The organism is Bacillus sp. GW823-FHT06A11, assembly GCF_058795355.1.
The window spans coordinates 157,880-176,078 of sequence record NZ_JBXAHS010000005.1; the positions used below are offsets into that span (position 1 = coordinate 157,880).

At 31.2% G+C, this 18,199-nt stretch carries 17 protein-coding genes and 2 pseudogenes; 5 read left to right on the forward strand and 14 right to left on the reverse strand.

The features are described from left to right. Positions 1–66: 66 nt before the first annotated feature. Entirely contained in the window at positions 67–480 is a 414-nt protein-coding gene (hepT, locus tag AC1Q8L_RS22920) for a type VII toxin-antitoxin system HepT family RNase toxin (RefSeq protein ID WP_000787553.1), read from the reverse strand. Continuing rightward, positions 470–877 carry a type VII toxin-antitoxin system MntA family adenylyltransferase antitoxin gene (mntA, locus tag AC1Q8L_RS22925; protein WP_000577228.1) on the reverse strand — a complete coding sequence of 136 codons (408 nt, stop codon included), beginning with the start codon at positions 875–877 and terminating at the stop codon, positions 470–472. The genes hepT and mntA overlap by 11 nt, the downstream gene beginning before the upstream one ends. Positions 878–977: 100 nt before the next feature. On the opposite strand from mntA, the pseudogene AC1Q8L_RS22930 reads away from it, so the two are divergent. Then, positions 978–1,160 (forward strand): annotated as a pseudogene (locus AC1Q8L_RS22930) (TetR/AcrR family transcriptional regulator); the annotation flags it as partial. A gap of 252 nt (positions 1,161–1,412) precedes the next feature. Here the strand turns inward: AC1Q8L_RS22930 and AC1Q8L_RS22935 are convergent. Further along, positions 1,413–1,849 (reverse strand): annotated as a pseudogene (locus tag AC1Q8L_RS22935) (DUF2935 domain-containing protein); the annotation flags it as partial. A gap of 361 nt (positions 1,850–2,210) precedes the next feature. Here AC1Q8L_RS22935 and AC1Q8L_RS22940 point away from each other — a divergent pair. The 3 genes from AC1Q8L_RS22940 (at position 2,211) to AC1Q8L_RS22950 (ending at position 4,224) form a co-directional block, all read left to right on the forward strand. Next, on the forward strand, positions 2,211–2,474 hold the full coding sequence (locus tag AC1Q8L_RS22940; protein WP_001115161.1) for a hypothetical protein: 264 nt from the start codon (positions 2,211–2,213) through the stop codon (positions 2,472–2,474). Between the two features lie 530 nt (positions 2,475–3,004). Next, positions 3,005–3,268, forward strand: coding sequence for a hypothetical protein (locus AC1Q8L_RS22945; protein ID WP_065705211.1), 264 nt, complete (start codon positions 3,005–3,007; stop codon positions 3,266–3,268). A gap of 203 nt (positions 3,269–3,471) precedes the next feature. Further along, positions 3,472–4,224 carry a hypothetical protein gene (locus tag AC1Q8L_RS22950; RefSeq protein WP_025118681.1) on the forward strand — a complete coding sequence of 251 codons (753 nt, stop codon included), beginning with the start codon at positions 3,472–3,474 and terminating at the stop codon, positions 4,222–4,224. Positions 4,225–4,599: 375 nt separating this feature from the next. On the opposite strand, the gene AC1Q8L_RS22955 is transcribed toward AC1Q8L_RS22950, so the two are convergent. Next, the gene (locus AC1Q8L_RS22955) at positions 4,600–6,249 is read right to left on the reverse strand and encodes a S8 family peptidase (protein ID WP_025118682.1); all 1,650 of its coding nucleotides are present in this window, start codon (positions 6,247–6,249) and stop codon (positions 4,600–4,602) included. A 347-nt stretch (positions 6,250–6,596) separates the two neighbouring features. Between AC1Q8L_RS22955 and AC1Q8L_RS22960 the strand changes: the two genes are divergently transcribed. Beyond that, entirely contained in the window at positions 6,597–7,064 is a 468-nt protein-coding gene (locus tag AC1Q8L_RS22960) for an RsfA family transcriptional regulator (RefSeq protein ID WP_000244510.1), read from the forward strand. 169 nt (positions 7,065–7,233) lie between these two features. On the opposite strand, the gene AC1Q8L_RS22965 is transcribed toward AC1Q8L_RS22960, so the two are convergent. The 10 genes from AC1Q8L_RS22965 to AC1Q8L_RS23010 form a co-directional block, all read right to left on the reverse strand. Beyond that, entirely contained in the window at positions 7,234–8,508 is a 1,275-nt protein-coding gene (locus AC1Q8L_RS22965; RefSeq protein WP_025118683.1) for an MDR family MFS transporter, read from the reverse strand. Positions 8,509–8,616: 108 nt separating this feature from the next. Continuing rightward, positions 8,617–9,990: a M28 family peptidase gene (locus AC1Q8L_RS22970; protein ID WP_492339497.1), complete on the reverse strand. Its 1,374-nt coding sequence runs from the start codon at positions 9,988–9,990 to the stop codon at positions 8,617–8,619. A 132-nt stretch (positions 9,991–10,122) separates the two neighbouring features. Next, entirely contained in the window at positions 10,123–11,058 is a 936-nt protein-coding gene (locus AC1Q8L_RS22975) for a TIM barrel protein (RefSeq protein WP_033795575.1), read from the reverse strand. 11 nt (positions 11,059–11,069) lie between these two features. Further along, on the reverse strand, positions 11,070–11,747 hold the full coding sequence (locus AC1Q8L_RS22980; protein ID WP_098312011.1) for a PIG-L deacetylase family protein: 678 nt from the start codon (positions 11,745–11,747) through the stop codon (positions 11,070–11,072). Positions 11,748–11,753: 6 nt separating this feature from the next. Further along, positions 11,754–12,443 (reverse strand): WbqC family protein, encoded by a 690-nt coding sequence (locus tag AC1Q8L_RS22985; RefSeq protein ID WP_071731707.1) that lies wholly within the window; start codon positions 12,441–12,443, stop codon positions 11,754–11,756. Between the two features lie 3 nt (positions 12,444–12,446). Continuing rightward, positions 12,447–13,328, reverse strand: a complete 882-nt coding sequence (locus AC1Q8L_RS22990; protein WP_025118688.1) for a GNAT family N-acetyltransferase — start codon at positions 13,326–13,328, stop codon at positions 12,447–12,449. A gap of 11 nt (positions 13,329–13,339) precedes the next feature. Further along, complete coding sequence (locus AC1Q8L_RS22995) at positions 13,340–14,581, reverse strand: aminotransferase class V-fold PLP-dependent enzyme (RefSeq protein ID WP_492339498.1); 1,242 nt, start codon at positions 14,579–14,581, stop codon at positions 13,340–13,342. Next, the gene (locus AC1Q8L_RS23000; RefSeq protein ID WP_000690429.1) at positions 14,556–15,479 is read right to left on the reverse strand and encodes an NAD-dependent epimerase/dehydratase family protein; all 924 of its coding nucleotides are present in this window, start codon (positions 15,477–15,479) and stop codon (positions 14,556–14,558) included. Before AC1Q8L_RS23000 ends, AC1Q8L_RS22995 begins: the two co-directional genes overlap by 26 nt. 6 nt (positions 15,480–15,485) lie before the next feature. Beyond that, complete coding sequence (locus AC1Q8L_RS23005; protein ID WP_000229113.1) at positions 15,486–16,643, reverse strand: DegT/DnrJ/EryC1/StrS family aminotransferase; 1,158 nt, start codon at positions 16,641–16,643, stop codon at positions 15,486–15,488. An 8-nt stretch (positions 16,644–16,651) separates the two neighbouring features. Next, positions 16,652–17,980, reverse strand: coding sequence for a nucleotide sugar dehydrogenase (locus tag AC1Q8L_RS23010; protein ID WP_000259074.1), 1,329 nt, complete (start codon positions 17,978–17,980; stop codon positions 16,652–16,654). Positions 17,981–18,199 lie beyond the last annotated feature (219 nt).

Sequence of the window (18,199 nt, forward strand, 5' to 3'; positions counted from 1 at the left end):
AACTAAATTGTTATGTTAAAATTAGAAAAGAGCATATCAATCTCTCCTCACCTATATAGTGTCTCACTATAATTCCAATATCCCCATAACTTCTTTTGTAAATATTTTAAAATCAGTTAAATGTTTTTCAATAATTTGCCGAACAATATCTAAATTTACACTTTGATAATCATGTACAGCGATATTTCGAAATCCAACCATCGCCTTTAACTTATTTGCCAGCTCTGCGCTAAGTAGTCCTGCTGTAACCAATAAATCAAAAGCTTCTCGACTAGATTGAGGTAGTCCTAGTTTTTTTCCAGCAACAATATGCATTGCTAAATCAATACTCGCTTCACAAGCTCTTTGTATATTTAATATTATTGAATCTTGCTTTGTGTAATCCTCCAGATTTTCAGGGTCATTTCCATACACGTCTTGGATTCTTTTTAAACAACGCTCTATTGTGGAGATTTTATTTAAAATAACCTCATTCTTCATATATTGAGCCTCTTTTCTTTATATCATCGAATACTATCTTGCGTTCCTCATTCAATTTTGAATACATTTTTAAAGTTTTCATTTCAAAAATGATTTTCCGTTCTTCATCAGAACAAAATATTGTCTTTCCTGTATGTATAACCTGAGCTTGAAAAACTGTAGAAGCTTCGGATAAATCAACTAAATCAACATCTCTATGAACAATGTTAGCTAACTCCTGTGCTAATAAAAAACGTTCATAATTCCCTAAAGTTGTATCACTTACATAAGCTATATCAATATCACTATCTTCCCGTTCTCTATTCTCAGCCGTTGATCCAAACACAATTATCCAATAGGGATTTACCGTCTCTTGTAATTTTTCTATAATAGCTGTTATCATGCTTTGAAAAATCATTTAATTAATCCCCCTTAGTATACTTGAACTTTATTATATCATAATCATTACGAAATCCATTAAGCTTCAACAAATACATAAACAAAATTAAACTTTCTTAGTACTTAAAGACGGAACCGAAAAAAAAGAAATTAAAGATGATATAAATGTTATGTCACTTACTTCTTTCCTTTCTTCTTCCATGGAAGGAGCTATTATGGCTAGTCGAGTATCAAAAAATAATATACACCATCATTATTTTATAGAACAAGTAAGACATCTCCTTAATTCATATGCCAATTAAACCTTCTTAAAACGCGGCTTGTATATAAAAACAAAGAGACACTTTGAGGTGTCTTTTTTCAATATATCCACTGTAATAATTAATTTGTTAAAGCAAATAAAATATCCGATAACAAAAAATAAAGGTTCTGGAGCCTTCTTTATTATAAAAGTTTCCTTCCTGATTAATGCAATAATTCCTTCTGATCCTTATTCTCTTCTTCAATTAGTAACTCGATGTATGAGGAGGTATCATCGCTCATTAGACCGTTAACCTGTCCGTGTCTACAAGCTTTTTTTCCGATGGAGCAAGAAGATGAACAATAAATTTAGCAGACTCTGCTGCAATCCTTAACAAGAAAACATTTTTCTAAAATAATCAGTTCCCCTACTTGTATAGTCAACGAACAGTAAAAAATTATTTTGTCCTGACAATTTATATGTGAGAATTTTCCGTTTAAATATCCAAATATTAGTTGCAGCTTGTTGTATTTCTGAGTTAAATCTTTTTATTTGTACAATCTGCTCAAATAATTAGTAGAATTTATCTATTAAACTAGAAAAACATCCTCATATTCAAATTCCATTCAAAGAAAAAAGAGTGCTCCCTCATGATTCTATCCCAAAACAAATTTTATTTAATAATTGTTCGACAAGAATTACATACTTAACAACCGTAACAGGATGTAATAAGGTTTCATCCCTATTCATTCTTAATCTTCCCAGTATACAATACGCTAATTCCATTCTATGAATATATATAAAAATACCATTCATCAAAGTTTATTATGGCTATAAAAATAAGATTATTTATCAGTTCAATTTAGCAGACTGTCTACAATCCCTCACTTAAACAAAGGATTAACTACTATTTTAAGGGCTAATAACCCCTTAATAACTTCTCACTATAGAGATATTTGAACCCTAGTAAAATTCCGCATCATTAAAAATAAATTACCACTTTGTCTATTTCGATTAGTAATTTTCAACATATCCTATCTTGAGAAGTAGCAAAGAGGTATTTTTTTAACCCCTTTCTACTTTTTTAATTTATTTGAGGAGGAAGATATAAATGCCAGAACGTCATGAAGATGAAATCCGTGAATTGTTACACGCATTTCAATTAGTAGGTGCAAGAGTCGTATTATTTTTACCATCGTTTCATGTAGAAGGTCTTATCACTCGAATTGGAGAAAACTTTGTTACTCTTCGTCGTGGTAACGGCGAAGGTGTCGAAGTAGAAAGTAATGCTAATGGGGGAGACCTTGAAAATCCAAACCAAATTAGTGTTAAAATTAGTTCAATTTTATCAGTTAGTGATGACCAAGGGGAATAATCGATAAAACCCAAAAATGCAATGGGATTATAAATGCCCATTGCATTTTTTTAATTTCATTTTACAGAATCTTAATTGGTATGAATTACCCTGAAATATTACTTATATGGAAAGTGATTTTGATTCCTTTATTATTCTTTTTATTATCACTCCTTCATACAAACTGTTTATTTTATAATACAACTCTTTTTAGAGAGTATTTAGATATGTCAGTTTTGTTTAAATCAAAAATATTAAACAGACTAAAATGAATCCAAAACAAGATTATTTACCATTTAAAATTAGCAGAATGTCTATAATCTCTCACTTAAACACAAGATTAACTACTATTTTAAGGGCTAATAACCTCTTAATAACTTCTCACTATAGAGATATTTGAACCCTAGTAAAATTCCGCATCATTAAAAATAAATTACCACTTTGTCTATTTCGATTAGTAATTTTCAACATATCCTATCTTGAGAAGTAGCAAAGAGGTATTTTTTTAACCCCTTTCTACTTTTTTAATTTATTTGAGGAGGAAGATATAAATGCCAGAACGTCATGAAGATGAAATCCGTGAATTGTTACACGCATTTCAATTAGTAGGTGCAAGAGTCGTATTATTTTTACCATCGTTTCATGTAGAAGGTCTTATCACTCGAATTGGAGAAAACTTTGTTACTCTTCGTCGTGGTAACGGCGAAGGTGTCGAAGTAGAAAGTAATGCTACTGGTGGAGACCTTGAAAATCCAAACCAAATTAGTGTTAAAATTAGTTCAATTTTATCAGTTAGTGATGACCAAGGGGAATAATCAATAAAACCCAAAAATGCAATGGGTTGTAAATACCCATTGCATTTTTTAAAATTTCATTTTACAAAACCTTAATTGATATAAATTAGCCTAGAATATCACTTATATAGAAAATAATTTTGGCTTGTTTATTATTTTTTTATTAGCACTCTTTTACATAATCTGTTTACTATATAGTACAACTCTTTTTAGGAGGTGTTTAGATGTATCAGTTTTGTTCAAATCAAAAAAATATTAAACAACCTAAGTTTAAATTGTTTAATATAGATCCTATCCCTTTTTATACTCCACGACGTTCACAACAAAATAATTCGGTTTCATCAGAACCAACAGATACTTCACCACGTTTACAACAAAATAATTCAGTTTCATCAGAATCAACGAATACTCCACCACGTTCACAACAAAATAATTCGGTTTCATCAGAACCAACAGATACTTTACCACGTTCACAACAAAATAATTCAGTTTCATCAGAACCAACGAATACTCCATCACGTTCACAACAAAAATCTACAGTTTCATCAAAATCTACAAATATTCCATCATGTTCACAAAAGATTTCCACAGTTTTATTAAAATTACCATCCCCACTTGTTCCGCAAGCAGAGTCAAAAAGATTCAAGATAAAACAAAATAATCCACAATCGATTTCTAAGTATCAAATCAACACGTCTAAAAATATTAAAGATATTACAAATGAAATCCAAAAACTTTTACGTAATTATCAATTAATTCATTTACCCATCATAATATTTTTAGAACAAATTCATATTAAAGGTTTTATAATGAGTATTGGTAAAGAATCAATTGCTGTTACTGGGCCAAATCTACAGATAAAAGATAATTCAACTAATAAGATTATACAATCTCCAAATAAAATCACTATTAAAATTAAATCAATTCAAGCAATTAGTAATACGAAAAACTTCCTTATAAAAAATAATGCAGATTAAATAAATTAAAATAAAAAAACATGAAATGTCATAATTTTATAAAATTATAAATCCCATGAAAATATAACATTTTAAAATGGATTCTCCATTCCTTTGTTGTCTAATTTATTTTAAGATAAGGGATTCTACCGTATCGATCCGCCCCGCCATTAATTTAACAAATAAAAATACCCACTAGTACGAATTCATTATGTCCATTGTAATGTTTGGTTTGTTAAGCAAGGTAAATATCTAAAGAAGTACTTTCCCTCTTATATAGTTAAAAGTATAACAGATAGGCTCTTATGCTATTACACATAAGAGCCTATCTCAGCATTATTATACTCAACTAGTTATATGAAATTCTTTTATATTAAATAGAAGATATCCCTACAATTATTCTGGGAAAATAAAGCTAGAGTCCCCTTCACTATTAGCGGAATCTTCTTTTGGGAACGTAATAGTAGATCCTTCATTTCTCTTATTCCCTTTATTTATTTCTTGTTCCTCAGGAAATACAATGGAAGAATCATTACTTAAGTTTGGTGAAAAACCAAGTTTAGATAAAATGGCTTTTAAGTCAGGTAAAACACCAATTTTATCAGAAGTTGGATCATTAGATTTCGTTCCGGTGCTAGAATCACTTAAAATATCCCTAAGCTGTCTTGGTGTATATACTCTCCCCTGATTATTTTTTGCAATTCCTTGAATTGATGCTGCAGCGCCAGCAATAATAGGCGATGCACTAGATGTTCCAGCAAAACTAGATGTATATAGATTTGTTATAAATTCACTTGGTTTAGCATCTGTAGTATCTACTGCATTCCCCCATCCATACACATCCACTCTACTACCGTAATTAGAGAAATATGAACGCTTATGAGGAACCCTTGCAGAAGCTGCCCCAACCATAATTGCCCCTGAATCTTTAAAATCAGGACTATTACGATTTAAAACTTGTTTACCATTACGGTCTCTAAATTGATCCAAGTCATTTCCGCCGTTTGCACCTGCTTCAATAATAATAATTCCCTTATTTGTTCCCATACGAATTGCATCAAATATGTCTGGTTTTACTTCCACTGGAAAATAGTTCTTATCTCCATATCCATCGTAAGTTGCTTGTGCCTCTAGTAAAAGAATATCTCCAGCTTGCATATTGTTAACCGCACTTAAAATAGCATCAGCTGTATTATAATTTCCGTTATCCCTAATCTGGGATACAACCTTTACCTTAGCCTTTGGTGCAATCCCAATTCCACCTATGTTATTATCCTCTGCAGAAACAATTCCCAATACTGAGGTACCATGATCATGGTGTTCACTCTTATTCTGTCCGGACATCAATTCAATCTTTTGATTCACTAAATCTTCATGACTTAATAACCAACCATACTCCATATCTACGAAAGTAGTTCCTTTTCCGTCCCCACCTTTTATACTCCAGGCATAAGGTGCATTAATTCCTAATGGTGCTGGTTCAAGGTAACCTTGTCTTGTAAGTCTAGGCTCATCATATGGATTAACAGATAAATTTGGTAAATGCTCTTCAGGTGGCGTTTCTTCTTCCTGTAAATACGCCGTTTCAATAAGAGATGATTTCTCAAACTTTGCAAGTAAGGCTTGTACATCAATATCACCTTGGTTTTCTACAATATAATAGTTTAGCAAATTAGAAGAAATATGATTGGAATCTTTTATTTCTTTACCAAGATTTTTAATTTCTTTAGGATTTAAAGAATTAAAAAGTCGATTTATAGTTACATTTGGATATTCAGCTAAAATTCCAATTAATTCAGGATCTTGTTTTTCTTCTTTAATGAACTTTTCTATTCCATCCTGATACGGTAAATTCGCTTCATTTTTGAATTTCAAAATTAATTGTTTCGTAACTTGCTTATGTACAGTAGAATTTAATTGCTTATTTGAATAATTGTAAGTAGCTGCATAGGCAACTTCTGATTTTTCACTTGGAAGTAGTCCACCCACCCCATTAAATGCTGTTAACGCAATTGAAGAAACTATAATTCCCTTAAAAATTTTCAAAATGTGCACCTCTTTTAATTTATATATGATTATAAAATGCTTTATATGGCCTTAATTCTTTTTATATAAGCTTCTTATATTTCCAACTCCGTTCATTTTTTAATATTTGCTTAAACATCATTAATGCAACTACTTCACACCATTAAACCTATTAATTTAGCCGCATGACTGTAACTATTATAGTTACAACTATAACAAATAGTCAATCTAATTTTTTATGCAATTTCGCATTTTAAAGAATGTCTAATTGTATCCACTTAGTCCTAAATATTTTAAATAGATGTTAGGCTTCTATCATTATAGGTAATTGCATATATGTAATATAAAACATATAAAGGGGGCAAAACGTGGTACTCTCAAGACAAGATTCCTGGACTAACGATAACGATTTACTTCTCGCATCAACAGTACTCCAGAATATTCGTAACGGTGGAACACAGTTAGCTGCATTCAAAGAAGTAGCAAAATTATTAGCTAGAACACCTGCCGCTTGCGGATTTCGTTGGAATTCATATGTGCGAAAACAATACCAAGAGGAAATACAACAAGCAAAACAAAATCGAAAAGTGGGAAACAGTATTTCCCCCACTCAACAAAAAAAAGAAGCAAACTCTTTATCTATGACATTAGATGATATTATTCTCTTTCTACAAAATTATAAAAAAACAAATGAATTTACAAACTTACAAAACCAAATAAAAAATTTAGAAGCAGAAAACCAGTCCCTTCTACAACGTGTAACTATGTACGAAGAAGAGTATCGTATGTTACTTAATCATATTGATAGGTCAAGAAGTTTAGTTGTAATTGATTAAAAGAAGCAGTAAATTACTTTATACACTTAGGTCATAACCTAAAAAATTTATATATATGAGTTAATTTAAATACTAATAAATAAAGTGCACGTTTACTAATAATAAACGTGCACTTTATTTAATTCTTAAAACATAAAATTTAATTTTCAACTCATTAACAATATTAAAATTAAGATGTTTGTTTTATAGGTAATTCTTTACTTCTATTCTCAATAAGTCTATCTAAAAGTAAGTAAACAAATCCAGAAATAATACAACCTACACCTAAGATTGTAAATAACATATGCCCTAAAAGCTGATCCAGTAATACACCACCTAGAAGAGGTCCAAATACATTACCTGTAATCCATTGCAGATTAGCTGCTCCCATATAAGTCCCCCTCAAATGTTCTGGAGCTATATTAGCAACAAATGTCATTTGGACAGGTGACATAATCATTTCCCCTACTGTATAAACTGTATAAGCTATTAATAATGAGCTTAGGATAACTAAATCATTTGCGTCTATTACATGAAACCACTTTGGTAACCATCCTATTGCTAAAAGGCCAATTCCAAAAAGAATGGCACCATATAGCATTGATTTACCAATTGATTTGTGAGTTAACCACTTTGAAATTGGAAATTGAAAACATACAACCAATAAGCCATTTAAAGTCATTAAATATGGAAATGGATTACTATTTCCAAAAATCATTGTATCCTCATTACTAAAATGAAGTGGTAACATACCTTCCGATTGTGAGAATCCCATAAATATAATGATTCCCGTCACTATATAGAATAGAAATATTCTATCTCTTATAACAACTCTTAACGTAAATCTTATTGACTGTTTATGTGTTTCCTCATGTATCATTATATTTTTAGGTTTTGTTTCCTTTAGAAACAATAACATTAATATTGTATAAAACAGCATGGTTCCAGAAGTAATCAAAAATATGACATCTTTTGATACAACCACAACTGCTGCACCAATTATAGGGCCTATCGCAGCTCCTATATTATGAGCCATTCTAAGTAATCCATATGCCTCAGTTCTTTTTTCAGGTTCTGTTACATCGGTAACCATTGCAGATGCCGCTGGTTCAAAGAAAGAATTACATAGCCCTAAACCAATTGATAAAATGGCATACCCTATAAAACTATCAATAAACAAAAAGACAAGCATTAGTAGCCCATTACTGGCCATAGAGAGTACCATAGTTGGTTTCCGTCCATAAGTATCCGCTATATGCCCTCCAATTAATGAACCAAAACTTGCTGCAATTGGAGATAAGGCTATAATTATGCCTACCTCAAGTAGAGAATCCACCTTGTCCTTCAAATATAATGCAAAAAATGGCATTAACATCATCATTGCAATACCATTTAAAGCTTCCCCGATAAAGCGGATCCAGACATTAAGGTCCATCCCCCTTAATTCTTTCCATGTACTCCTCATATAGTTACCTCGCCTATGCTCAAAGTATATTTTTATCCCAACAAAAGTTTTACTATATTATTATTAAAATCTAAATTTAGCTGGCTATGCTAAAACCTCCGAAAAAACCTATCTTTTGATAAAGTAATACAAACTTGTCCCTATAATTTCTAGTGCCTCCTGCATACGTTGAGGAGAAATATTTTCTAAAACGGTATCTTGAGGTGTATGGAATACCTTTTCAACATGATAAACAAGGGGATTCCAACTCTCTACATCCATCCAAATAAATAGTGCCGAGGAAATTCCAGCTTCGTAAAATGGTACATGATCACTAGAATCAAACTTTCCAGTTAATACAACCGATTTCCCTAATGCTTTACTAGTGGCTACCGCAGTATGTGTTACTTCATTTTGAGAACCATCTAGTGTCATTGCATATAAATCCTTAGCCTGCTGGTAACTTGTCGCTATCATATCTGCATTAAAAACCCCTAGAATATGTTTCTTATCTGTTGTAGATAACTGATTAACATAATGGTAAGCACCTAAAGATTCATTTTCTTCTGCTCCAAAGGCTATGAATTGAATTTCTTTATTAGTCTCTATATCTTTAAAATTGTATGCTAACTCTAATAAAAGTCCTACGCCAGAAGCATTGTCATTTGCTCCAGGTGCTCCGATAACACTATCATAATGAGCACTCATTATTGCTACATCCTCATTGTCTGTCTTGTATTTGGGCTTTTTTTTCGCAATAACATTTAATGAACTTAAATTCATTTCGTGTTTTGCCTTTAAACTAACTATATTTTTATTATGCACTATCTTTTCTTTCATTCTAATTCCCTGATTATAAGCAAGCCCAAATACAGGTATTGATTGTTTCTTTTTTAGAACTGGGTTAAAGGCTTCTCCATAGTTGCCTCTATCCCCAATCGTACTATATAACAATACGGCTTTTGCTCCCTTTTCTGCTGCATATTCAACTTGCTCATTATATTTCTCATACGTATCAGCTTGTTCTAATAATACTATTTTCCCATGAATTGGCTCAGGTAAATTTTTAATATCATTCTCTTTTCCAATAGAAACTACCTGTCCCACGACAGGATCTTTAGGTATAGATGCATTAGACGCTGCTCCAACTTGCCATTCTTTTTCTCCATACATACTAAAAGAGATACTCCCAATATATTGATCTGGTACAGGAAATGCCTGATACTCAACTTCATACCCTAATTTTTTCAATGTATTTCCAATGTATGTAGCTGCTTTATGTTCGTCCTTAGTCCCACTTGGACGTGGACCAATTTTCTCAGACAGAAAACGTATATGTTCAATAGCTCGACTAGCACGAACCTTATCTGTCATGAGAGAACGCTGATCGTTCTTAGTCATAGCATGTACTGGTATTGCTTTTCCAGATAAATTACTAAAAAGGAAAAGCAATACAACCCCAAAAGTTACAATAGACTTCTTTGTCAGAATTAGTTTCTTCATTTGTCCTCCCTATAATTAAAAAAGATTAATAGTAAAACCTTCCCTCCTAACACACTTACTTAGAAGAAAAGGTTCATTAAAATAATCTCTAACTCAAATTGCATGTAAAAATAAATAAACTGATATTGCTTTTTATATCTCCAAAAAATTCATTTTTGTTTGCATACCAGCAATATTCTTTTGAAACCAATTAAGAGTCTCCCATGACCTCTTTCTATTCGTATAATCAGTTTCCTGAACCTCAAATACAATTCCTATGTTTTTATCCAAGGTATTGTTCTTCACTTTTAATAAAGTTTCATGTAATAAATTTTCATCAATAGATCCATTAACCGGATTCTCTCCCTCAAAGCAACGTACCTCACTATAAGGAATCGTTAAATGCTTAAAAGAACTAAAATGAAAATGTTTAATATGATCCATTAAGCTTAAATACTTATGAAAATCCTTATATTCAATTTCCTCTTGCCTTAATAATTTAGAAATACCTAAACGTGTAAGATAGGTTATAGACCAATGACATATATCCCATGTTATTCCAACATTAGATAACTCCAAATTAACCAAATCAGTAAAATCTTCGGGATATATAAATATAGGATCAAAATCATCGCCCAAGTTTCCAATAATGGGTAGGTTTTCAACGCCAATCCATATATCAGTTCCTTTTATTTCTTCATCTAGCATGTTAAAGAATTCTATAATCCTTTTTCTATTATCAAGAAGATTATAGCTCTGAAATTCCGCGACATTCATGAATTGATTAGCATGCACCGTTATACCAGATGCATTATACTTTATAGCAAGGTCAATAAATTCATATAGTTGCTTTTTAATAAATTCATCATTGAGATAGTCTGCATTATCAGTAGGAAAATGCAGCGTTAACAAGGATGGATTAAGGGTTTGAACAAAAGAAAGAACCTCTGAAAACCTTTTTGTATATGAGTTATCAAATAAAGATTTTCCATCAAAAATATTTGCTTCTAATCCATAGCCTTTTTCAACCCATTTTAAGTCAATCTGTTTACTATCTAAACCAAAGAACGGGACCTGTGGTATTAACATATTCTCTTCACCTACCATGTCCCCCTTACTAACATAAATGCCTCAGCCGCCTGGTATCCAGATTTGGCACCCCATACCATTGCGTTATGTCTCATTGCTTCTATAGAGCGTGGATGAGGAAATTCCCTTAACTCAGATTCATAATGTCTCATCGCACTTAATTTCTCATCCAAATGATCTTCAATATTCACAAAATAATTAGGAAGAAACTTATCTTTTTCATTATAATTCCACTCTGTAGAAGATAAAGTTTCATATGCAAATACCCATTTGATATTAGTATCTGGCAGAGGGCGTGTCGCTGTCATTACTGCTCTGTAAACAATAGTATGATCAATATTTATATCTCCACCATATTGAGTATAAATAATTGTAGGATTTATTTTTTCAATGTGATTTTCAATCTCTTTCACTACATCAAGTAAAGGTAATGTATCAAGACGATTATCAGGGAAATCTAGTCTTGCAAAACTCTTTACACCAAGTGTAGTACATGCCCCCTCTGTTTCTTTATAAGATAAGTTCTTAACCTCTAAATCTAGCTCTTTATATTCTTTAGCTCTAGAAGATTTTCCCTCTGCAAGTATTACAACATGTACATCATCACCTTGTTTCACGTGTTTCGCTATTGTTCCACCAACACCAATTATTTCATCATCCGGATGAGCGGCAAATACAAGTACATTCATAGAATTTTAGACTCCTTTAATTAATTTTTCTGTTTCCTTTGGCCCACAATTTAGTAAAATATCTAAAATAGACAAATGTGGTATAAATTCCCCAAATAATTGCTTGTAGGAATAATCTCTTATTCTTTGGTAGATAATTTCTATATTCTCATTCTCAAAGTCATTTTCGTTTAAATAATCTTGCCCTAAACTTCCAGAATAATAAGTACTGGCATTAAATTTCTGACACAATTCTAATACAAAATCACTTTTCTTACCTGTAATCCCTTCTAGATCTGATACATAATATAGCTCCGTATCAATGTTTAATTCACGGATAATAAAATGAATAAAATTCATGTTCATATCATTTAAATTAATCCAATCTTCTGAATAAAAACCTTCTAAATAATCCTTATATACATTAAAATAAGGTGCATTAGAATAATTAATTCTTATCGTTTTCCAATGCTTCCGTTCCCAATCTTGAGTATTGTCTATCTTTAACTCATTAAATGGAATTTCTTTATAATTCTTCGTTTGTATTGGAACCGTTAGCCAAGACGCTCCTTGTGAAGTCTTAATACGATTCCTATTTAAAAAACCTTTTTTTTCAAATTGTGCTATATCATGAAATACAAACACATCTGATTTATGAATTTTTTCAAAAAAACCATACCAAGGTAAATAACTTGGTTGGTGGCCACTAATAATCATAGTTTAAATCCTTTCTTTTAAACAAAAACATTTTTTCAAAGCTGCCCCCCAGTATATCTTAGGTCTAGCAATCCCTTTATTATGTGAATATCCTAAATCCGCATACTTTAATTTATTATGAATTGCTAATTCAAACGCATCATTTAGTAGTAAATATGAAGATTGCGAATTTTTTCCTTTGGTATTATTAATATTAATCCAGTAATATAAAACCTGTTTATCCATTATAAAAAGGCTGGAACTAATTAGTTCTTCTTCTAAGAATGCCCCTAAAAAAAGAATTTTTTCTTGTAAATTAAGAACTAAATGATAAAAAAACTCTCTACTAAATGAATAACTAGCTCCTATACTGTTATTATGTTCTTGATATAATTGGTAAAACTCATCTAATTCCGCTACAGTTATAGGACGAACTTCAACATTCTGTTTACGTGCATACCTAACACTTGTCCTAGCTTTACCAGAACACGATGTCCATAAATCCTCAAACCTATTTGGTAGGTCTAACATATAAGTTTCTTTATAATCCCACTTTTCCTTACTATAACTTTGAAAAGGATTTATCGTTATAGGTAATAAAAGCTTTTGAATTTTATTTTCAAACTTCTTATTTATTATGGATTCATAAACTGAAAAATCTATTTTGTCTTGGCCAATTATTATTGGACCTCCATAACCAATTAAACTTCCCAAAAGCCTACCATCCTGTACATACATAGGAGTTAAAACTACTGTATCTCGTGTTTCTATTAGTACTGGGAAAAATTGAACACCAGGTAATAATTCCATTAACTTTCCCCATTCGTAACTATGAAATACAGAACCATTGTATTCTTCCATACAGGCATCCCAATATTGGGCGTCAGTACATATTTCGATTTCCATATAATCACCTTTTAATTCTTATTCTCTAAATATTTCAGAATATGACTACATATATACTTAAGGTCCTTGTCTACTAAAGGATATTTAAAAGGTATTGATAATACCCTTGGCCATAAATAATCTATATTTTCTGACTCAGTTGCGTACTTCGAAAAAATAGGGATCTCACTTAGGGGTAAATAATTCCAACAAGTTTGTATACCTTTTTCCGCTAAATGTACAGAACACTCATACCTATCAGATGGTTCTTTGAATATAATGGTAAAATAGTTCAAATAAACGTTCTGAGCTGAAAATATAATCTTAACGCCATACTTTTCTTCAATTTCCTGCAGCATTGTATAACACAGACTAGCGTTACATATATTTATGTCTAAAATCCTCTTTGTTTTTTGTAGGTGTTTATCAATTAATAGTGAACGTACTATAGACATTCTTTTTGGATTTATAACGTCCGCTTTCTCCGGTAAAGAATCTAATTTACTATTATTATAGAAGGGCAGAATCTCGAATTTCCTCCAATAATTAGTAAATAAACTCAGTACTCTACTCTTTTTTATTCTTATAGCGAATTGTGTTTTTAAATGATTCTTATAATCTAAAATCACTTCTTCTTTCTTTTCTTCATCCATGTCACACAATTCACTTATGGTACGATTAAGTAGTAACGCCCCTCCCCCAATACTTGGGATTGGTTTCGTTCCACCAAAACTTAAAATACCAATGTCGCCTAAACTACCAACTGGCTTTCCATTTTGATAAGAAAACATTGCTTGTGCAGCATCATCGATGATATAAATATTATTTTCTCTAGCCCAGTCAATAATTTCTAAATCGTCATGACATCCATACAAGTGTGTAAGAATAATTGCCTTTGTATTAGCATTCAAATGTTTTTTTATTTTATTAAGAGAAATTGAATGATTTGTGTTTAAATCAATTAATACAGGTTTTGCTCCCACTGTTAATATTGCTTCTATCACATTAGGACAATTAAAGTTTGATAGAATCACTTCATCTCCCTTTGCTACTTTTAAGTACTTTAAACCAACCACTAATGCAGATGTACCGCTATTAGTTAATATAATTTCTGCATCCGGATAAAAATCTTGAAGATTTTTTTTAAGGTTAGAATCATTAGGTCTATATACACTTTTCAAAAAAAACACATGATCAGATATACTCCAAAAAGAAGAATATATAGGATACTTAATTTTCTTTGGGTTCTTAGGATATAGATACTGTGTTTCCATACTTCTCCCCTATTATTTTCTCTAGTCCTTTATCTAATGAAATAATTGGTTGATAGTTTAAAAATAATTTAGCTTTCTCTATTGAAGGAATTCTTCTAAAGATTTCAATGCTAGAATTTCTGACTCCCTCTTCACCTAAATCAAGAAATTTAATTTTACTTTTATTTCCCATTAATTCATTAATTTTTATTGCTAGTTCTTCCATAGATATAGGTTTGTTATTGCCAACATTAAAATCTGCAAAGTTCTCTCCTTCATATTCAAAGGCTAGTATAGTTCCGTTAACAATATCACTTATATAACTAAAACATCTAATTTGCTGTCCATCTCCATAAATAGTAATATCTTCACCACTATGAGCTTGTTTTAAAAACTTAGAAATTACAAAGTTATCATTTTGTTGTGAACCGTATACATTAAAATAACGTACCACTCTGATTTTGAAACTATCACTAGCATATTCTTTCAAATAATCTTCGGACATTAGTTTAGCTTTTCCATAAGCTGATTTTGGCATTTTAATATCATTTTCTTTAAACGGAACACTCACGCCATCCCCATATACCTCTGAACTGGAAGAAAATAATAATTTTTCTATACTATTTTCGCTACAAACCTGTACAATATTTTTCGTACCTTCAAAGTTCACCCTCACTACATCTTCTTCATTTAAACGGCAATTATCAACACCCACTAATGCAGCTAAATGAATTACCCCATCGACATTAATAAGATTTTCTCTTAAAGTTGCAATATCTAAAATATCAATTTCCTTAAAAGGAACATCAATACTTGGTTTAAATTTATCAAATATAACTACTTCATAACCCCTTGCTAATAACTCCTTTGTAACATGCTTACCAATAAATCCGCTGCCACCAATAACCCCAATTTTCATAAATATTTACCTCCCTATTTTTAATTGATATAGACTTTTTAAAGACGTTATAATATGTTCAACTTCATTGTCTGTAAGAGCACTATACAGTGGTAATGAAATAATTTGATTAAATATTTCTTCCGTTTTAGGTAAATATACGTTAAATCTCTCTTCATAATACGGATGCATATGAACAGGAATAAAGTGAACACTAAGCCCAATATTTCTCTTTTTCATTTCCTGAATTACCTGATCCCTACTAACAGGAGAATTAGAATTAATTTTTATAACAAATAAATGCCATGCGTGTTTTACACTTGGATCGTTAGTATAATTAGGTAACGTTATATACTCTTGAACATCTTTTAATTCCTCTTGGTACCTTTCAGCTATTCTCTTGCGTTTTTCAATCATTTCATCAGCTCTTTTTAACTGACTAATACCCAAACTAGCTTGTAGATCCATCATGTTATATTTAAACCCAGGTAGTAGAACATCATAACGCCAGCTTCCTTCCTCACCATAACGATTCCATGCATTTTTGGTGATACCATGCCAACCATATAATCTAGCTTTTTCAGCAATCGATTCATTTTTAGTGACTAACGCTCCGCCTTCACCTGTTGTTATGTTTTTTGTGGCATAAAAACTAAAACAAATAACATCTCCATGTGTACCAATTAAAGTATTATCATATTTTGTCCCCAATGCATGCGCTGCATCCTCTATCAAAAACAGTCCGTATTCTTTACATAATTTTTGAAGTTCTTTTAATTTAGCCGGATATCCAGCAAAGTGAACTGCAATAATTGCTTTCGTTTTTTTAGTGATTTTTCTTTTAACATCCTGAAGATCGAGACATAAATTCTCTTCATCTATGTCTACAAATACAGGTTTTGCACCTACATGCATAATAACGTTTACACTAGAACAAAAAGTAAAACTTGGAACTATTACTTCATCTTCTAATCCAACTCCCAGAGACAGTAATGCTAAATGTAATGCGGCAGTCCCTGAATTACAACTTACTACATGTTCAGTATTCAGATATTCTTTTAAATTCTCTTCAAACTCTATCACTTTTGGCCCCTTTGAAAGCCATCCAGATTTAAGGGCAGAAACTACCCTCTCTATATCTTCATCATTGATTTCTGGTCGATAAAAAGGAATAAACTCTACCATATAATCACCTACAAACTTATAATATTTTTTTTATATACTGATTCATCTTTAAATATGTTTCTTGTGTCTAAAATTAAGCAATTTACCTCATTAAGCAATTTAAAATTAATGCAATCATGGTCCGTATGAACAATAATTAAAGCATATTTGTCTAATTGACTTAGGTTTAAATCTATAGATTTTTTCAATGTGTTATCGCCCACAATGAGTTCCTCTATAAACGGATCATAATAATCCACGTTATAGTCTTCTATCATTAAATCATTCATAATATCCAAAGCTGGCGATTCCCTAGCATCATTCACATTCTTTTTATATGCAACGCCAACCATAAGAATATTCTTACCATCTTGATCATCTAGTAATTGTAGTGCTCTATTAAGAACATATTTAGGCATATTTTCATTAATTTCTCTTGCCACATCAATCATTTTTGTTGCTAAATCCTTATTATTTGCAATCCACTTAAAATAAATAGGATCAATCGGAATACAGTGTCCTCCTACGCCAGGACCAGGATAGAATTTTTGAAATCCAAATGGCTTAGTTCCTGAGGCATCAATTACCTCCCAAATATTTATGTTTAACTCATTACAAATTTGTGTCATTTCATTAATAAAAGCGATATTTATAAAACGATACGTATTTTCTAATAACTTCGCTGTCTCTGCTACTTCTGGACTGCTCACCTTATGAATATCCTTAATTAAGTTACTATAGAAAGCTGCTGCACAATCGGTACAATTAGATGTAACTCCACCTACGATTTTTATAATATCTTGAATTGAAAACGATTGATTTGCAGGATCGATTCGCTCTGGAGAGTATGCTACAAATATATCTACACCAATTTTAAAATTAGTTTTCTTTTCTAATTTGTATAAAACTTCTTCTCTTGTAGTACCTGGATAAGTAGTACTTTCTAAGATAATTAATGTACCTTTTTTAATGTATTTAACTATTTCATCAACTGCTGAATGAATATATGTTAAATCTGGTTGTTTACTAGTTCTTTCTAATGGTGTAGGAACACATATAACTACAACATCACATTCGTTTATATCATTCATTTCTGTACTAACAAAAAATCTATTTGTATGTAAAGCATCTTGGATTTCAGTATCTTGAATATCACTGATATAACTTATTCCACGTTCTAGTTTTCTTATTTTTGCTGAGTTTTTATCAAAACCTCTTACCGCATAACCTACTTCTAAACATTTAAGAGCTGATGGTAGGCCAACATAACCTAGGCCTACATATCCAATACACGCATTTTTATTTGCAATTTTTTCAACTAATAAACTTTTAGTTTCATTATTTAATACTGTGACCATTACTTATCACTTCCCCAAAAGATTTGATATTAAAATGCCAACTAGCAAATAATAACTGTGCGTTCTAAAATCCCATGGATGCATATAAAATACTGAATTAGCAACAAACTACATTTTTAGCACTATCAATCCTCCTAATTTAATAAACATCTAAATTTGTAGAAATTCATGTGAAATATCAAGGTGTAATTTATATCTATAATATTCACACGTTATTTT